Genomic DNA, 17,917 nt, shown 5'->3' on the forward strand with positions numbered 1-17,917 from the left:
GTATTTTGATTATAAAAATTGATTAATTAGAACAGCGATTTCTTCATGCTGTTCTTCTAAGTGTAGATGATGTCCTCCTGGCAACCAATGCAACTGTTTCTTTTTGAATCTTTGAAGTCTTTTATGAAACAATCCTTCGGCGAAGAGTCCTTGTTCTCCCAGTAATATTAATACTTCGGAGCTAATTTTGTCAATAAACAGCTGTGCTTGATGCTCTGTCATTTTATAGATTTCCGGTAAGGCTATACGAGCATCATATCGCCACCGATATCCATTAGATATTTTTTGCAAGGAGCGTTCTATCAAAGAAGCAGAAGATCGATATGAGATATTTCCAAAATTACTCTTCATCCTATCTTTAATAGCTTCTTCTTTTGTAGCAAATTGTGGAACATCAATTGAAGAAAACCCATACAATTTGGTTTTCTTAGCCATCTTTCGTTGTTTAATAGATTTTCTAAAATTGTCTACTACATTACTATCTTCCAAAACAAATGGGGCTCCAAGACCATCAACAAATATTAGTTTATCTACAAGCTCAGGCATCGCTCCAGCCATAATACTAGCGATACCTGTACCCATGGAATGAGCAAGAATTGAAATCTTTTCCCATCCTAATATATCGATAACACCAAGTAAATCCTTTGCATAATCCCACAAGAAATATGAGCTATTTTCAGGTCTATGATCTGATAAGCCATGTCCAGCAATGTCAATGGCAATAAAATATTTATCCTTTGAAATTAATGGCGCGATACTATCAAAAGTATTCGCATTATCTAACCAACCATGAATTCCTAAAATCGGAGGGTTATTAGAATTACCCCAAGCCTTCGCCTTAAGTGTTAAGTCTCCTAAGTCAAATGTTAATTCCATAATTAAATCACCGAAGAATTAATATGCTCTTCTTTTAAAAGCTGCAATGCTCTATTTTTTAATTCAATTACATTGAATTTGCCATTTGGTGTTTTAGGTATCGATTTAATAATTTTAAGATACTCTGGAACCTTATAAATCTCTAGGCCTTCTTTACATTGAATTAAGATATCATTTTCAGAAACTAAGGAACCTTCTTCCAACACGACAAAAGCAAAAAGCGCTTCTCCATAATCTTCATGAGGGACTCCAGTTACTACTGCCGAATGAACACCTGAGATTGTATTTAGATAATCTTCAACCTCTTTTGGACTCACTTTAATCCCTCTAGAGTTGATCATGTGATCCATTCTGCCCTTAAAATAGAGGTATCCGTTCTCATCAATGCAACAGTAATCTCCAGTGTATAATATTCTTTCGCCAGGATATATTCCTGGTTTTAGTTTTTCTGATGTTTTCTCTGGTTTTTTCCAATAACCTTGCATTACGGTTGCTCCTCTTATTACCAATTGCCCTACGGTATTTGGTGTAAGAATTCTATTCCCTTTTTCATCTACAACCCATAACTCAGTATTAGGAATTGCAATTCCTACACTATTTGGTTTTGTATCAATCTCTTTAGGAGGTAAATACGTGCATCTTTTGCACTCGGTAAGTCCATACATAGAGAATATATCTGCCTTGATAAATAGTTTTTTGATCATCTGAATATTACTAGGCAACAACGCTGCTCCTGTATTTGTTACTGTTCTAACACTCGAAAGATCAAAGTTGTATTTCTTACTTTGTTCGTGTAATAGCATAATCATAGTAGGAACTGCAGGCAAAATAGTTGCCTTCTCTTTTTCTATAGTTTTTAATAAAAATATAGGCCAAGAAGATTCTTTCTCTAAAAGCAAGGTTGCTCCTTTAGAAATACACATGATCATCTGATATAGACCGTAATCAAAAGATAATGGTAGTGCACATAACACTTTGTCATGTTTTTGATAATTAAGATAACTATTTAAAGAATTTGTAGCAGCGATCATATTTTCATGTGATAGCATTACACCTTTAGGTTCTCCTGTAGAACCAGAAGTATATATAATGGCCGCTAGATCGATACTTATTAAACCTGAAGGCTTTAATGTCGAATGATGATTCTTTAACGTATCGAAATAATCCACGAACAAATCTTCTTTGAGTTGATCATCTCTATCCACTACGATAACTTTTGTAAGTTTAGATTTCGCTATGATATTTTTGTGTAATAAAATGGTGTCTTTTGCTGAAATAAAAACTATAGCACCAGAATTATCAAGAATATATTCTAACTTGTTTGATTTCAATTCTGTTCCTACTGGAATAACAATAGCTCCAACTTTAAGAACTGCCCAGAATGAAATAACCGCTTCGATCGTATTTCCTAACTGTAGTACAATTCTATCTCCCCTTTTTACCCCAACACTTTGAAGATAAATTGCTAATGAATCTGATTGACGTTCTACATCAGAAAAAGTATATATGTTTTTCCCGGTGACTACAGCTGCCTTGTTAGGAAACAGACGTACTGATTCTTCCAAGAAATTTTGCATTTTTGGTATCATTGTTTTGTAAGATTTGTGATGTTATATAAAGAAAGAAGATTAATCAAGGCTTCTAATATCTAATCATACTAAAAGCCTTAATTGTTCTCTATATATAAATAATTAATAATATAAGATAGTCTATGAAAAGGCGTTAATTGTATCTTCTTTTAAATAGCAGACACAGGTATTTTCATTTCATTCAATACATATTCAAATATTGATTTTAGCGTATTAAAATGCTTGGCTTCTATGGTATCTGCATTCACTTCAAACCCCTGAATATTATCTTCTAAAAAAGTCAGAAAAAACATAGATGACAATGAGTCTATACCTAGATCATTTTTAAGATGAGCATCCATAACAATTTGATCTTTTGTAATATTAGGTATACTATCTATAAGTCCATTTTTTATAGTATCTAAAATTATATCTGTATTCATTTCTACCTAGTTTAAAATTAATTCATCGTGATGCTGAACATCTACCATTATTTGTTTACTCATAATATCCGAAGTAGTATCGCTTTCTCTAATCAAATATGATTTATCTTGATACATGAGTACTTCGGAGGGAAAACCATGACTATGAAAAAGTCCTGGAGAAGAACTTGGGCCATATGCCCCAGAAAATGCTACCAAAAGAACATCTGAAACTTTTGCCTCTTTTAATTCCATATTTCTACCAATGATATCATCTGGGCTACACAAAGGTCCTGATACTTGATATACCTTATTTGTACTGTCCTTCGACGCTGAAATATTTTGCATTGGAAAATTTCTTTTCACGACACGTCCAGAACCTGCTGCTGCAGAATGACAGTTTGTACCTCCATCGGTAACTAAAAATGTTTTTCCATGATTTACTTTTATATTATTAACAGTAACAGCCAGATAGCCTGCTGTTCCCGCTATAAATCTTCCAGATTCCATAATAATGCGTGTATCTGGATATTTTTGATTGAATTTAGAGAATAACGGAACCATTAATGCCTTAAATTCTTCAATATCTAGTTCCTTCTGGTTATTAAAATACGGAACACCCATTCCTCCACCCACGTCAACCATAGTAAATTTGCAGTTATACATCTGCACAATTTTATCATATAATCCTAGGATGTATTTTGTGTTTTCGTATACTGAAGAAGCTTCTAAAATATTAGTTCCATTATACACGTGAATTCCTTTCACATTTACATTTGGAGTGTTCAAATACTCTCGAAAGTTTTGTATGGCATGTTGTTCTTCAATTCCGAAGTGTGTAGGTCTTCCTCCCATTTTCCATGGTGATCCTTCGGCAGAAAAGTCTGGATTTATCCGAATAGCTACATTAGCTACTACTCCTAAATCTTTTGAAAAATTTGAAATCCTTTCTAATTCGATTTCGGATTCTACAACAATAGCAAATATATTTAGTGATATTGCTCTTTTAAGTTCATAGTCTTTCTTACAAGGACCTAAATAGATAATATCTTCTGGCGTAGCACCAGCTTTTAGTGCTATTTCCATTTCGGTGATGGAGCACACCTCAGTACATGCTCCGTGATTTCTTAATAATCGAACAAGTGAAACATTCGGATTTACTTTCAATGCATAAAATACATCTACAAATTTTGGTAACGCATTTACGAGATTTTTATAATTTTTCACTAATTGATCTCCATCATAAATATACGATGGAGTACCATATTCTTTAGCAATAGATACTATTGCTGAATTATGTATTTTCATTTGTGTGTGTGTTTATTGCTCGAATAGAAAATTCCTTTACGATAATAGGACCCATCGTTTTTAAGCGATTCTATTCTAAACAATTAAAGTTATGCAAGACTCTAGTAGAAATCGTATTAGTCTAGTCCTGCTTTAGTTATAAGTGTGATATTATGAATTACAATTACTTATATACAAAGCTTTGTAATTACAAATAGATTTAAGAAAATGACTATTTATCGGAATTAAACATATCATATTCTATAAGCCATTCTCCATTTTCTTTTTTCCATAGAATTACATAAGACCCTTCGAATATGGGTTTATTTTCTGTATCCACATACCCTAACATATGACATCGTTGAAAAGCAACATCCATTCCTCCGAAAAACTGTAGCTCATCCTGAAAAAATTCTACTTTATCTACAGATTTAACGCTTGTTGCAAATTCTTGTTCAATTTGTGATCTTCCAATTCTTGGTTTTACTCCTGGTTTCATAAATACAGCTCCAGAAGTAGTGTATTCTTCAGAGATACCTTTTGGATCTTTATTTCTCCACTTTGTTTCGAATCGTCGATCTGCGATATCAATAAGTTTTGCTTCTTTTAAAAGGTCCTTTTTGGTTACTGTTTCATCTCCAAAATAGCTTACTACAGATTCTTTGTATTCGATCTTAACTACTTCAGATATATCATTTTTTGCAAATGAATAGATTACTGTAGTCAATACTCCAAGTAGCATGAGAATAAATCCCCGTTTTAAATGAATTGAGTTCATGATTTTAAATGGTTTTAAGAGTTATTATTTGTGTTTTTATACAACTCGAAATTAGTATAGGGTCTGCTACTTTGGTATAAATTTTCTAACACTAATTCTACTTTATTTTAATTATGAATCTCTTAAAACGACATATTAACCTCAAAAGAAATATGTATTAATTACAATTAAATTCATTTTACAATGTTAATATGACATAATTTTAACATTTGTTTAATTAAATAACCAACTTAATTCAATGTCACTTACATCATTAAACGCTTTGATCCCAAAGGATCAAAAACAATCTAATCATTACTGCAAAAAAGAAATCATTGTTCAGGGAACCTACTTCTACAAAAAAATATTCCATGTAAAAAATGGGATTGTAAAAATCAGCAGCATTACTAAAAATGGAGAAGAAACTATCCCTTTATTACTAACTTCTGGTCAATATTTTGGAGCTAAACCTATGATTGACAGCTTTCCTTTTTATTATATCTGCGAAGCACAAAAAAACAACACAGAAATACAAGAGTTTGATATTATGATTTTACAAAATCTGTTACAGGATAAAATATCAGAGAATATTGGTTTTTTGAAAATCTTAGGAGATCAATACATAGAACTAGAAAGAAGAATTAAAACGCTGTATCTAAGAAATACGGAACAAAGAATTCTTAATGTATTGATGGAGTTTAAAGATAAGTTTGATCATAAATTAGATCATCAGGAGAATATTATTATTAATATGCCTTTAAATCAAGAAGAAATGTCTAATTACTTAAGAGTAACGCGAGTAACCATTAATAAAATCATGAATAAACTAAAACGTAAACTACTCATTAAATCGGATCAAAATACATTAACGCTGACCAAAAAATTCTTTGAGTATTACGGAACATTTTAATATTAATAAAAAAGCTCACCATGTAATTGGTGAGCTTCTAAATATTTTATTGGAAAGAGCTTATTTTATAACCTGTAACCTACTGATAATTGAATATTGCGACTCGTACCGTCTATATTTAGTCCAGCATCTTCGTCAAAAACATTTGCCAATCCTAAAGCATACCTAAGATCAACAAAAAAATTATCCGTGATATTAGCACCAACACCAATCACTCCAGCAAAATCAAAGGTGCCAAAATCTGTCGTGTCTGCTTGGTTATCTTCCCACTCCCATATTTTAATACCAGCTTGTGGTCCCAATTGAACATTAAAAACATCTGTTATGTTGTATTTTAATAAAATAGGAAGTTGTAAATAATTTACTCTAAGATCTCTATCTTTATTACCTTGTCCAGAATATTGAAGTTCTGGTTGTATTCTTAATTTGTTGGTTAACCTATAATCTGCAAGAAAACCAACTACTACTCCGATTCTACTTTGATCCAAATCACCAGTAATATTATCAGAACTTATAGAACTTAAATTAGCTCCAATTCTAATTCCATACTTCGATTCTTGGGCATTTATCGTAATACAAGTAATTAATAATACAAAAATTAAAAGTATTTTTTTATTCATAGCATAAGTATTTATTAATATTTGGTATATGTACAATTTATAACAAAAAAAGCAATTTTTAAATTAATGATGTTTTTTAATCTAAAAAATAAGGCATAAAATAGATAAAATACCAATAAACTTGTTGTTCTACACTTTATTTACCTTCTAATTTTTCACTATAAAGATATTTAATAATACCGTCAGAAAGCCCAATTTTAGGCACATATATTTCTTGAGCACCACTCCATTTCATTGCGGACAAATAAATTCTAGTTGCCGGAAGAATCACATCCGCTCTATCTTGATTAAGATTTAATTCCCAGATTCTCTCTTCATAAGACAATGATTTTAATAAATCATAATATGAACTTAAATACAAAAAGGAAAGGGGTTTTCCGTTACTTTTTCCACTATTCTTAAAAATATTATTAATATTTCCTCCAGAACCTATAAGGGATAGCCGAGTGTATCCAGCAGTGATCTTTTTAATCCAATTCTCAACTTCGCTCCAAGTATCTTCGGATACTACATTATTCAGTAATCTAACAGTTCCTAATTTAAAAGATCTGGAATCAATTGTCTTACCATTATGATATAATGTAAATTCTGTACTTCCTCCTCCTACATCTACATAAAGATAGGTAGCATCAGAATTTATCAAATCATGGAGATCGGTCATAGCAATAATCGCAGCTTCATTAGAGCCATCGATAATATCAATATGTATTCCCGTATTTTCCTTAATAAGATCTACGACCTCTTTACCATTATTAGCTTCTCTCATTGCTGAAGTAGCACAAGCCTTATAACGCACTACTTTATGAGTTTTCATTAAAAGTTGATAAGCCTGCATAGCATCTAACATCCTACCAATATTTTCTTCCGAAATTTTTCCATTTAAAAAAACATCAGCTCCTAATCGAATAGGAACTCTTACAAGGCTAGTTTTTTTAAATCGTGTCTTTTTTCCTTCTTCTTCGTGGACACTACTAATCAACAATCTCACCGCATTAGAACCAATATCAATGGCTCCATATTTTTCTATAGTCAACAAAATATTTAATTTCCTAATTTTTTTAAATAATAGTCATAAGTGGCAATTTGGGATCTTACCTTTTCTTTATCATTTCGAATATACCTATTATCTTGATTTTCTGAAAGCTTTCTTCCTTTTACATTATCACTCCAACAGATATCAAAGGTATCAATTAATTCTTCTTTGATATCTTTATCATAAATAGGACAACTTATTTCGACCCTTCTGTCTAAGTTTCTTCTCATCCAATCTGCAGAAGAAATATATACCTTAGCATCTCCTCCATTTTCAAAAATCAATAGTCTAGGATGTTCTAGGAATTTATCCACAACACTGATAGCTTCGATATTTTCGCTCATTCCTTCGATTCCAGGAATCAAGCAACAAATACCTCTTACGATCAAATTGATTTTTACACCAGCTCTACTCGCTTCATAAAGTTTATCGATCATTCTATAATCGCTAAGACTATTCAATTTCAATCTAATTCCTGAAGGTTTGCCTACTTTACTGTTCTTAATCTCATTATCAATTAATTTCGTTAAAGCACTTCGTGTATAATGAGGAGACACTAATAAATGTTTATACCTACTTACCTTATAATTAATATCAAAGAACTTAAATACCTTATTGGTTTCTTTCAGGATTGCCTCGTTAGTAGTAAATAAAGTATAATCTGTATATATTTTTGCTGTGGACTCATTAAAATTACCAGTACTTATAAAGCCATATCTTTTTAACTTTCCTTCTTCTTCTCTTTCTATTACACATGCTTTACAATGTACTTTTAGACCAGAAACTCCAAAAATTAGATTAACACCTTCTCTCTGCATTTGTTCTGCATATCTAATGTTAGCCTGCTCGTCGAATCGTGCTTGCAATTCTATTTGTACCGTTACATTTTTACCATTTTTTGCTGCATTGATGAGAGAACTTGCAATATGAGAAATCCTTGCTAATCTATAAATCGTGATCTTAATAGTCTTTACCTTTGGATCAATTGCTGCTTCACGCAAAAACTTTACGGTATATGAAAAAGTATGATACGGTGTATACTGTAAAAAGTCTTTTTTCGCAATTTTATCGAGTAAGCTTCCCTGTAGACTTAGTCCAGGAATTGTAAGTGGCACCAATTTCTGATAGACAAGACTTTTCTTTCCTAAATCTGGAAAATTCATATAATCCCGACGGTTATGATATCTACCGCCAGGTATAATGCTATCGGTATTATCCACACCCATCTTTTCCATTAAGAAGTTGAGTGTATCCTTATCTATTGTTTTATCGTATACAAATCTTACAGGTTCTCCATCTCTTCTCGATTTTACACTACTCGAAATTTTCTCAATAAAACTCTTACTAAAATCATTATCAAAATCTAACTGCGCGTCTCTTGTAATTTTAATCATATGAGCAGAAGCACTGATATAATTAAAAATACTAAAGTTAATTTGCATACAATACCGTATCAAATCATCCAGAATTATGATATATTTTTTACCATCTTTTTCTGGAAGCACTACGAAACGGTCCATATTTTTAGGAATCTCTATAAGTGCATAGATTTTCTCTTTGGTTTTTTGTTGTAAGATTTTAGATATGGTGCCTTCTTTCGGCACTGTATCCTTCAAAACCAATTTTACTGCTAAGTAAGCCACACTATCCTTAAGATGAGGAAACTTATCTAAATCATTTAAAATATAAGTTACTAAAGCAGGACTTACCTTGTCTACAAAATACCTACGTATAAAATTATCTTGCTCTGGAGTAACTTGATTTTCATTTATGATAAAGATGTTATGATCTTTTAATCTTTCACTAATCGTATTAATCGTTTTTAAACTTTCTGACTGCTGCTTAATTACTATTTTAGTTATTTGTTCTAAAAGTTCACTGGCAGTCATTCCTTTTAATACATTTTTACCATCAGTACCAGAGAGATCAATTCTTTTGATAGCAGCATATCTTACTTTGAAGAATTCATCCAAGTTATTTGAGAATATTCCGATAAAACGAAGTCTTTCTAACAATGGAACACTATCATCCGATGCTTCCTGTAATACTCTTGCATTAAATTGTAACCAGCTTAATTCTCTATTTATATATCTATTTACTTGATTTTCCTCCATTTATCTTAAATCTTTGGGAAATAAGGTTAGTATGTTTTTTCCTACGCTAATATCCGCCCAATTATCAATATCAAATTGAATACCCACCACACCTGCAGTCGGCAAATTATCTATCATTTGATCTCCATAAAGATTAGCAATTGAAGTAAAGGCATGATTATGACCAAAAATTACCAATGTATTAATGTGGTTCTCACAATTTTTTATCACTTCTATAACCTGATGGCCATTAAAGTCATAAAGCTTGGGTTCTAAATTAAAAATATCCTCCTCAATATCTAGGTGGCCAAGAATAATCTCGGCTGTTGTTCTTGCTCTTACGGCATCACTGCTAATTACCCTGTCAATAGGTTTCATAAGGCTTTTAAGCTCTTTACCTATTGATTCAGCATCTTTTAAACCTCTTTTATTCAATGGTCTTTTATGATCTTCCAAATCAAATTCCCAAGAAGATTTTGCATGTCTAATAATGTATAACGTTTTCATGATTGAATCAAAAAATTATATCCGCCTAAATTTACATATACGCAAGTTTAAGAATAAGCATTTACAATTCTACATATATTATCATAAAAATATTTTTTGTTAAAAAAAGCGGTAAACAAATTATAGGAAAAACTCGATTTATTCTGCTACTCTAAAATGATCTATTTGCGAAAAACTCCCTTAAAACAATGAAAATGAGCAGACTAATAAGCTGCATTTAATCGATAAAACCACATTTTATATCGAAAAGATCAGTTTTTACTTACATAATAAGTTGTTAAAATTTAACTTTACCTACGGTTTCCCCTTATAATGAAGATGTTTACCCTTAGTAATTAAACACAATTTAGTATCAAGTTTTAAGTTAAATATAACAGGGATTAAAAAAGGAAAAGTGGAAAAAATTGGACTTTCAAAAATACTAGACTTAAAATTACAATGCGCTTTTGCTGCTTTTGTAATATTAAACTGTTCAACAATTTTTGGGCAGGTAGAAGTTCCTTTAGAAAAAAGAACGGAATTTACTATTAAAGGAGATTTCAAATTCGTATCCAACACCATACTTGGTAAAGTTAGTAATGATGACGGAACGGATCCTTTCAACCCAAATAAGAGCTATAATAATGGTGGTCTGAACAATCAGTTCAGAATGGGATTTATTGATATTGATAATGACGATACTACCTTTAATTCTAGTAGTGCTGATCTAGATATTCCTTCTGGCTGTGCTTCTATTAAACACGTAGGTTTATATTGGACTGCATCTTACGCTGATAAAGAAAGAGCACATGATATTACTTCCATTAAAATAAAATACCCTGGAAGCAATGAATATACTAATTTGACTGGGGCTCAAATCATTCATGATTATTATAATGATGACAAGTCATTATTTAAACAATACTCTTGCTACAAGGATATAACTGATCAAGTAACAAGTTTACAAGATCCAATGGGTACTTATACTGTTGCTAATATTCCTGCGACTACATCAGAAGTAAATGATGATGAGACCTTAGGTAATGGCCTTGCTGGTGGTTGGACTATGGTTGTTATTTACGAAGATAACTCCAAGCCGAGAAAACGTTTTTACGTATATGATGGTTTTGTAAATATTGATTCTAAAGCAAAACCAGTAGAATTTTCATTCGATAATTTCCAAACTATTCCAGAAGGAGCTGTTCATGGTAAGATAGGAGTTATCTCTTATGAAGGTGATAAAGGTATCAGAGGTGATCGTTTTCAGGTTTTATCTAATGAAACTAATAAATATAAAGGAATTACGGATAATACCAATCCTATGAACAATTTCTTTAATGCTAATATTACTGAGAATGGTCGAAATATTACATCCAGAGTTCCTGCTAGTCAAAATACTCTAGGATATGATGCTGACCTTTTTGAAATTAAAAATCCAAGAAACAGTATTATTGGTAATAATCAAACTAAATCGAGTTTCAGGTTACTAACCGATAATGATGGGTATTCCGTTATGGCAGTTGCTTTTAGTGTAGAAATCTATGAGCCTGCTATTCAGATCGTTAAAAGATCTAGATATACGGATGGTAGTTTTGTATTTCCTAATGATGTAATTGCACCTGATCAAGAAATTGTTTATAGTCTAACTATTCATAACGATGGAAACGATGACGCTAAGAATACGATTATAAAGGATATTCTTCCTGAACACGTTGTCTTTTCTAAAGAATCTGTAGTTCTTCCTTCTAAAAGAATTAAAGTTTCTTATGATGAACCTACACGAACACTAAGCTTTTCTGTACCTAATAAAATGGTAAAAATGGATAGCGAACCTTTTGAAATCAGATATGCAATACAGGTAAATAGTACTTGTGAGCTTTTGAATGAAACTGGAGAAGTTCTTGTGCAAGATCAACCAGTAATAGCTGAGTTCAATGGGTCTCTTAATGAAACTAAAAAATATACTAAAGGATATAACCACATTAATAAATGTAATCTTCCTGACTATTACCAAATAAAACTAGCAGTGGATATGAGCGGACTAAATTGTCCTAACTTTAACGCTAATTTTGCTGCAAGAACAAAGAATCTAGAGAAAAATATCGTCGAAGTTAATACTGCAAACAAATCTGAGAATACCGAAAGTACAGGTCTGAATGATAACGATATCGTAAACTCTAATCAAGATCCTTCATCTCAATTGAGTTCGGATATGAAGCTTGATAAAACAATTAATGATCTTATTAAGTTAAATGAAATTTACTTCGAGTTTGACAAATGGGATATTACAGAAAAGGCAGAAGTAGAGCTAAATAAGGTAGTAAAATTAATGAAAGAGGATTATCCCAGTATGATCATTAAAATTGAAACTCACTCTGATAGTAGAGGAAATCACGATTATAACTTAGATTTATCTCAGAAAAGAGCGGAATCCATTTATAAATACCTAGTTGATCAGGAAATTTCCAAAAACAGAATACTTTCTTATCAAGGTTTTGGTGAGACAAGGCCAGTAAACGACTGTCTTGATGGACAAGATTGTGAAGAAGAAGAGTATCGTAAAAACAGAAGATCGAATTTTGTTATTATGGACTAACACCCTAACAAAATTACGCTGCAACAAAATACCGTTTTTCTTGATTATTTATGTTTTAAGGAGATAATCTTTCGATTTTCCACTCGTCATTGTTATCCTCAGATTCAAAACGTATTCTATCATGTAAACGATTTGGTCTACCCTGCCAGAACTCAAAAGAAAATGGTTTTATACAGTAACCACCCCAAAAGTCTGGTTTTGGGATGATTGTATCTTTATATTTTTCTTCTAAATTTGCTAGTGTTTTTTCGAGAACTTCTCTATTCGAAATCACATTACTTTGTTCAGAAGCCCAAGCTCCAAGTTGGCTACCGCGAGGCCTAGATTGAAAATATTCATTGCTTTTCTCATTCGATATTTTAGCAACTTCTCCTTTAATTATAACCTGTCTTTCCAGATTAGGCCAAAAAAATGAAATACAAACCTTATTATTAGCAGCAATAGCTTTTCCTTTTTCGGATTCATAGTTTGTATAAAACACAAAACCTTTTTCATCATAGTGCTTTAACAAAACTATTCTTGCTTTCGGAAAACCGTCTAATCCATTGGTGGTAATGGTCATTGCATTAGCTTCTTCTACTCCTCCAGCCTCTTCAACTTCTTTAAACCAAGTAGAAAACAATACAAAAGGAGACTTCTCTAGTGTGTCTTCCTCTAAAGTTTTCTTATCGTATGATTTTCTATAATCTGTAAGATCTCTATTCATTTAACAGTATTCGCAATAATTAATACTGTAAAAGTAAAACAATTTGATTTTAAAAATGCATGAGAAATTTATAAATAAACACTAAATAATTAGCTACCTTTTTAACAATGTTGTGTGATATAAAGAATTAGCTCCATCTATTTGATAGCGTACTATATATAATCCATTAGCAAGATTTGAAATGTTTATAGATGTTACATTATTTTCTAATTTTTCCACCATTTGCCCAGTATTGGTATAAATAGACGCAGATTTTATTTTTACATTATTAGGTAATTCAAATGTAATAATATCTCTCGCAGGGTTTGGATACAAGAAAACTCCATCATTAGGCTGACTAGTCACTTCATCTATAGAGAGTGTTTGATCATTCATTAAAGCCTGTAAACTTTTAAACAAATTCAACCTTCCACCAGTCGTTGTAATATCCTGTATAGAAGTATTTGGATCTACATTATCCAAAATATAACCTCTTACCCTTCTAGCTGCTTCTTCAGGATCGGAAATAGCTAATTCTGCAAAAGAAGTATTTGGTGCAGAATATAGTAAAGCTATAGCACCTGTTACGTGTGGAGTTGCACCAGAAGTACCTCCAAATCCTCCATAACCACTTCCCGAAGTAATCGTAAACGCATTTTCTCCATGAGCACCTAAATCGATCGTAGTTTTACCATAACCTGCAAACTGTACTTTCTCATCATTCTGATTCATATTGGTTACAGTTATTAAAAAATCACTTGGACAAGCTGTTGGCAAATCTCCTACCACATCAATATCTTGATCATCATTAATAGTTGCGCCGGCATTTAATATCCCATTTTCACCTAGTGTATCATATAATTCACACCAAAGTGGAGCATCTGCTGGTTGACCAAAATCCACTCCCCAGGAAGCATTAGTAGCTACAACAAAAGCACCTTTGGCTCCATTAGTTTCATTGTATAATTTTCTGTTATCCAATGCATAAGAGTATGCTCTAATCACCTCTTCTTCTACTCCTGTTCCTCCATCAATAGCCATTACCTTTACATCCCAATTCACACCAGCTACTCCAATACCATTATTTCCTTTTGCACCAATTATACCACTTACGGGAGTTCCATGTCCTAAATCTCCAACATTATCGTCATTAGTTGCTGTATTCCATCCTTTTACATCATCAATATATCCATTACCATCATCATCAATACCATTGTCTGCAATTTCCTGTATATTCATCCAAATATTATCTTTCATATCTGGATGATCAAACTGAATTCCATCATCAATGACTGCTACTACAATTTCATGTCCATTAGCAGTAGTTCCACCAGTAGTTATATCCCAAGCTTCTTCTGCATCTATATCCTTATCGTTTGCTTGAAAATATTGCCATTGTCTATCAAATTCAGCATCATTAGGAGTAGTAGCTCTTTTAGTAATAATATGATTGACCTGAACTATTTGAGTGTTTCTATTTTTTGAAACATTATTTAAAATAGTTTTCATAGGTGTTTTATTTTCATCAAAACTAAACTTCCAAATGTTTAATGATTTAGACACCAAAACAGGATTACTCAACTGACTACTAGACCTTTTAAAATCCTGAACAAACTTTTTACCAGAGTATTCTTCGTTTAACTTAACAAGAATTTCTCCTGGAACGTATTTAGCTGTTTGCGCTTTAATCGTAAAGGTTGAATAAAAAAATAGGCAACAAATTAAGATGATATTGGTTTTCATAAATTAGATTTTTTTGAGATTTGTTCATAAGATCACACAAAACTGCAGATCTATTACTGAAACAAACTCATTTATAAAAACCCTAATTTTTATTTAATATTTAAAAACTTTTCCGTCATCTCCTATCTCAACATTTTCAAAAACGGTTTGGGCTTCCTCCTTGAAAAGCTCAATATTGCCATATCTAGTAGAATAATGTCCTAAAATCAAGTTTTTAACGTTTGCTTTTTTAGCGATGGTAGCAGCTTCTATTGCCGTACTATGGCCTGTTTTCTCACATAAATGTTTATGGCTTTCCAAAAATGTAGATTCATGATATAAGGTAGTTACATCCTGAATTATAGGTATTTTTTCTTCATCATATTTTGTATCACTGCAAAATGCATAACTCTTTGCAGGAGCAGGATCATCTGTTAATTCAGAGTTTGGAATTATACGACCATCATCTAATATTACATCTTTCCCTTTTTTGATGGATTTATAATACACCTTGTCAATATCATAATTGAGCACCTTACTCATGAGCAATTTTCGATCTCCTAATTTTTCCTGAAACAAAAAACCATTACAATAAATGCGATGTTGTAAAGGTATCGTACTTACAATCACTTTATCGTCTTCGAATACAATTTGAGAATCTTTGCTAGTTAGTTCATGAAAATGCAAGGGATAATCTGTCCAAGAATTTGAAAGTTTTAGTTGTAGTGTAATCGCTTCTTTTATTCCTTCAGGGCCATATATATGAAGAGGATTTTCTCTATTCAACATTCTAAAGGTAGATACTAAACCTACTAATCCATAAAAATGATCTCCATGAAGGTGAGAAATAAAAATATGATTAATCCTAGAAAACTTTATCTTATTACGTCTTAATTCTACTTGCGTGCCTTCTCCACAATCAATAAGAAAAATATGATTATTAATTTCTAATACCTGAGATGTAGGATTCGTAAATGTTCTTGGAGTAGCCGAATAACAGCCTAAAATGGTAACTTTCAATTTATTTTATATCTTAATTTTTAAAAAGTTGAAGATAACTTAATCTTATAGATATATCAATATTAACGCCCAAAAGAATCAAATGTAGTAAGCAATTCCATATACCTGTTCGCGGACATTTTTCGGTATCCTGTTGCACCGAGCACCTGGCCTTCTTGATCAATAACAAGAATGACAGGAAATACCATTTTTTTATTATACTGGTTTGCCAAAGAAAAGTTTTTTTCCTGTTGTTCTTCTGATAGACGGTTTTTTTTTCGTTTTGGAAAATCTGCTTTTACCCAAACAAATTTTTCGTCTGCAAACTTTTTAAAATCAGTATTCGAAAAAACTTTTCTCTCTAATTTAATACAAGGTGGACACCAATCAGAACCAGTAAAAAGTAAAACAATATTTTGATTTTTTTCTTTTGCTAATGCTTTAGCTTCTTCAAAATCATATTTCCAGTCTTGTGCAATTACAGTTGTCGAAAGCAACAAAATAAACACAAGAATAAATGGGGCTATTTTATTCATGATAAATAAGACGTTAGAAATTAACTTTGATTACAAAAAATATCAAAGATTTTTAAAAATCCAGATCACGCTCGATTTCTTCCATTTCAATTAAGTCCAAAGCTTCTATCAAAGTTGGAACAATAGTGATCTCTTTTGGCGATTCATCGTAAGATACCTGATCTGTTACTATAACAAATGAACGTTTATTTGCTTTGTGCTTATTTGAGACCCTAAGAAACTCATTGATATCATCAACTGATAGGTTTTTTAAAGAGAATAAGTTAGCAACAATATTATCATTTTTCATTGACTCGTATTTAGTCTCAATGGCTTTCACGAAATCAACAACTGTTGCTTTTTCTTGTGTAATAATGGTTGTAGAACCTTCTTTATTGAATATCATACTATTATTGTTTTATTTTTGAAGCTAAAAGATAAATAACCGCCATTCTCACTGCTACTCCGTTCTGAACCTGATCTAGTATAATGGCTTGTTTAGAATCAGCAACATCACTCGTGATCTCTACACCACGATTGATAGGTCCCGGATGCATTATTACAATCTCCTTATCGAGGTTATCCAACAACCTCTTATTTACTCCAAACTGTTGAGTATATTCTCTTGTGGAAGGGAAATAGCTAATTTCCATTCGTTCATTCTGAACACGTAGCATATTTGCTACATCACACCATTCTAAAGCCTTTATAAGATCCGTTTCTACCGTAACACCGAGTTTTTCTATATGTTTTGGTATTAACGTTTTAGGACCACATACTTTTACCTCTGCTCCTTGAAGCTTAAGCGCAAAAATATTAGACAATGCTACTCTAGAATGTAAAATATCTCCAACTATAACAATTTTTTTTCCTTTTACTTCTCCTAATTTTTCACGGATGGAATAGGAATCCAATAATGCTTGAGTAGGATGCTCATGAGCTCCATCTCCTGCATTTACAATACTTGCATTCACATGCTTAGACAGAAAAACACCAGCACCTGGATTAGGATGTCTCATCACTACCATATCCACCTTCATAGACAGAATATTATTAACTGTATCTATGAGTGTTTCTCCTTTTTTAACGGAGGAAGATGCCGCAGAAAAATTAATAACATCTGCAGATAATCTTTTTTCAGCTAGTTCAAATGATAATCTAGTTCTTGTACTATTTTCAAAAAAAAGATTAGCGATAGTTATATCTCTAAGCGAAGGAACTTTTTTAATAGGTCTATTGATGACCTCTTTAAAATGATCCGCTGTTTCAAAAATGAGGTTAATATCTTCATTGGTAAGATATTTAATTCCTAGTAAGTGATTTACACTTAATTCGCTCATTCTGTATT

Annotated in this window: 17 protein-coding genes; 2 read left to right on the forward strand and 15 right to left on the reverse strand. The window is 31.9% G+C overall.

Annotation, left to right across the window (positions count from 1 at the left end; genetic code table 11):
* Positions 1–9: 9 nt before the first annotated feature.
* From Q1B37_RS07440 to Q1B37_RS07460, 5 genes are all read right to left on the reverse strand, one after another.
* Positions 10–876 (reverse strand): alpha/beta hydrolase, encoded by an 867-nt coding sequence (locus Q1B37_RS07440; protein ID WP_299897340.1) that lies wholly within the window; start codon positions 874–876, stop codon positions 10–12.
* 2 nt (positions 877–878) lie between these two features.
* Positions 879–2,453: a class I adenylate-forming enzyme family protein gene (locus Q1B37_RS07445; RefSeq protein ID WP_299897341.1), complete on the reverse strand. Its 1,575-nt coding sequence runs from the start codon at positions 2,451–2,453 to the stop codon at positions 879–881.
* 161 nt (positions 2,454–2,614) lie between these two features.
* On the reverse strand, positions 2,615–2,887 hold the full coding sequence (locus Q1B37_RS07450; RefSeq protein ID WP_299600933.1) for a hypothetical protein: 273 nt from the start codon (positions 2,885–2,887) through the stop codon (positions 2,615–2,617).
* Positions 2,888–2,893: 6 nt separating this feature from the next.
* Entirely contained in the window at positions 2,894–4,174 is a 1,281-nt protein-coding gene (locus Q1B37_RS07455; protein WP_299897343.1) for a hypothetical protein, read from the reverse strand.
* Positions 4,175–4,385: 211 nt separating this feature from the next.
* On the reverse strand, positions 4,386–4,931 hold the full coding sequence (locus Q1B37_RS07460) for a nuclear transport factor 2 family protein (protein ID WP_299897345.1): 546 nt from the start codon (positions 4,929–4,931) through the stop codon (positions 4,386–4,388).
* Between the two features lie 238 nt (positions 4,932–5,169).
* On the opposite strand from Q1B37_RS07460, the gene Q1B37_RS07465 reads away from it, so the two are divergent.
* The gene (locus tag Q1B37_RS07465) at positions 5,170–5,820 is read left to right on the forward strand and encodes a Crp/Fnr family transcriptional regulator (RefSeq protein WP_299897347.1); all 651 of its coding nucleotides are present in this window, start codon (positions 5,170–5,172) and stop codon (positions 5,818–5,820) included.
* 65 nt (positions 5,821–5,885) lie between these two features.
* Here Q1B37_RS07465 and Q1B37_RS07470 read toward each other — a convergent pair whose 3' ends face one another.
* The 4 genes from Q1B37_RS07470 to Q1B37_RS07485 all read right to left on the reverse strand — a co-directional run bounded on the left by Q1B37_RS07470 (position 5,886) and on the right by Q1B37_RS07485 (position 10,073).
* Positions 5,886–6,440: a porin family protein gene (locus Q1B37_RS07470; RefSeq protein WP_299600924.1), complete on the reverse strand. Its 555-nt coding sequence runs from the start codon at positions 6,438–6,440 to the stop codon at positions 5,886–5,888.
* Positions 6,441–6,576: 136 nt separating this feature from the next.
* Entirely contained in the window at positions 6,577–7,476 is a 900-nt protein-coding gene (locus tag Q1B37_RS07475; protein WP_299897350.1) for an exopolyphosphatase, read from the reverse strand.
* Between the two features lie 5 nt (positions 7,477–7,481).
* On the reverse strand, positions 7,482–9,587 hold the full coding sequence (gene ppk1 / locus Q1B37_RS07480) for a polyphosphate kinase 1 (protein ID WP_299897353.1): 2,106 nt from the start codon (positions 9,585–9,587) through the stop codon (positions 7,482–7,484).
* Positions 9,588–10,073 (reverse strand): histidine phosphatase family protein, encoded by a 486-nt coding sequence (locus Q1B37_RS07485; protein ID WP_299897356.1) that lies wholly within the window; start codon positions 10,071–10,073, stop codon positions 9,588–9,590.
* 394 nt (positions 10,074–10,467) lie between these two features.
* Between Q1B37_RS07485 and Q1B37_RS07490 the strand changes: the two genes are divergently transcribed.
* Positions 10,468–12,648: an OmpA family protein gene (locus Q1B37_RS07490; protein WP_299897359.1), complete on the forward strand. Its 2,181-nt coding sequence runs from the start codon at positions 10,468–10,470 to the stop codon at positions 12,646–12,648.
* Positions 12,649–12,703: 55 nt separating this feature from the next.
* Here Q1B37_RS07490 and pdxH read toward each other — a convergent pair whose 3' ends face one another.
* The 6 genes from pdxH to Q1B37_RS07520 form a co-directional block, all read right to left on the reverse strand.
* On the reverse strand, positions 12,704–13,354 hold the full coding sequence (gene pdxH / locus Q1B37_RS07495; protein WP_299897361.1) for a pyridoxamine 5'-phosphate oxidase: 651 nt from the start codon (positions 13,352–13,354) through the stop codon (positions 12,704–12,706).
* 93 nt (positions 13,355–13,447) lie between these two features.
* Positions 13,448–15,076: a S8/S53 family peptidase gene (locus Q1B37_RS07500; RefSeq protein ID WP_299897363.1), complete on the reverse strand. Its 1,629-nt coding sequence runs from the start codon at positions 15,074–15,076 to the stop codon at positions 13,448–13,450.
* A 93-nt stretch (positions 15,077–15,169) separates the two neighbouring features.
* A complete protein-coding gene (locus Q1B37_RS07505; protein WP_299897366.1) occupies positions 15,170–16,075 on the reverse strand; it encodes a ribonuclease Z in 906 nt (301 codons plus the stop codon).
* Between the two features lie 62 nt (positions 16,076–16,137).
* On the reverse strand, positions 16,138–16,590 hold the full coding sequence (locus tag Q1B37_RS07510) for a thioredoxin family protein (protein WP_299897369.1): 453 nt from the start codon (positions 16,588–16,590) through the stop codon (positions 16,138–16,140).
* A gap of 52 nt (positions 16,591–16,642) precedes the next feature.
* Complete coding sequence (locus Q1B37_RS07515; RefSeq protein WP_299600899.1) at positions 16,643–16,975, reverse strand: ribonuclease Z; 333 nt, start codon at positions 16,973–16,975, stop codon at positions 16,643–16,645.
* 4 nt (positions 16,976–16,979) lie between these two features.
* Positions 16,980–17,909: an aspartate carbamoyltransferase catalytic subunit gene (locus Q1B37_RS07520; RefSeq protein WP_299600896.1), complete on the reverse strand. Its 930-nt coding sequence runs from the start codon at positions 17,907–17,909 to the stop codon at positions 16,980–16,982.
* Positions 17,910–17,917 lie beyond the last annotated feature (8 nt).

The organism is uncultured Aquimarina sp. (genome assembly GCF_947492965.1).
GTDB lineage: Bacteria > Bacteroidota > Bacteroidia > Flavobacteriales > Flavobacteriaceae > Aquimarina.

Excerpts from the sequence above, each read along its gene's own strand:
- Q1B37_RS07440 (WP_299897340.1), bottom strand. The coding sequence starts at position 876 with ATGGAATTAACATTTGACTTAGGAGACTTAACACTTAAGGCGAAGGCT.
- Q1B37_RS07445 (WP_299897341.1), bottom strand. The coding sequence starts at position 2,453 with ATGCAAAATTTCTTGGAAGAATCAGTACGTCTGTTTCCTAACAAGGCA.
- Q1B37_RS07450 (WP_299600933.1), bottom strand. The coding sequence starts at position 2,887 with ATGAATACAGATATAATTTTAGATACTATAAAAAATGGACTTATAGAT.
- Q1B37_RS07455 (WP_299897343.1), bottom strand. The coding sequence starts at position 4,174 with ATGAAAATACATAATTCAGCAATAGTATCTATTGCTAAAGAATATGGT.
- Q1B37_RS07460 (WP_299897345.1), bottom strand. The coding sequence starts at position 4,931 with ATGAACTCAATTCATTTAAAACGGGGATTTATTCTCATGCTACTTGGA.
- Q1B37_RS07465 (WP_299897347.1), top strand. The coding sequence starts at position 5,170 with ATGTCACTTACATCATTAAACGCTTTGATCCCAAAGGATCAAAAACAA.
- Q1B37_RS07470 (WP_299600924.1), bottom strand. The coding sequence starts at position 6,440 with ATGAATAAAAAAATACTTTTAATTTTTGTATTATTAATTACTTGTATT.
- ppk1 (WP_299897353.1), bottom strand. The coding sequence starts at position 9,587 with ATGGAGGAAAATCAAGTAAATAGATATATAAATAGAGAATTAAGCTGG.
- Q1B37_RS07485 (WP_299897356.1), bottom strand. The coding sequence starts at position 10,073 with ATGAAAACGTTATACATTATTAGACATGCAAAATCTTCTTGGGAATTT.
- pdxH (WP_299897361.1), bottom strand. The coding sequence starts at position 13,354 with ATGAATAGAGATCTTACAGATTATAGAAAATCATACGATAAGAAAACT.
- Q1B37_RS07500 (WP_299897363.1), bottom strand. The coding sequence starts at position 15,076 with ATGAAAACCAATATCATCTTAATTTGTTGCCTATTTTTTTATTCAACC.
- Q1B37_RS07510 (WP_299897369.1), bottom strand. The coding sequence starts at position 16,590 with ATGAATAAAATAGCCCCATTTATTCTTGTGTTTATTTTGTTGCTTTCG.
- Q1B37_RS07515 (WP_299600899.1), bottom strand. The coding sequence starts at position 16,975 with ATGATATTCAATAAAGAAGGTTCTACAACCATTATTACACAAGAAAAA.
- Q1B37_RS07520 (WP_299600896.1), bottom strand. The coding sequence starts at position 17,909 with ATGAGCGAATTAAGTGTAAATCACTTACTAGGAATTAAATATCTTACC.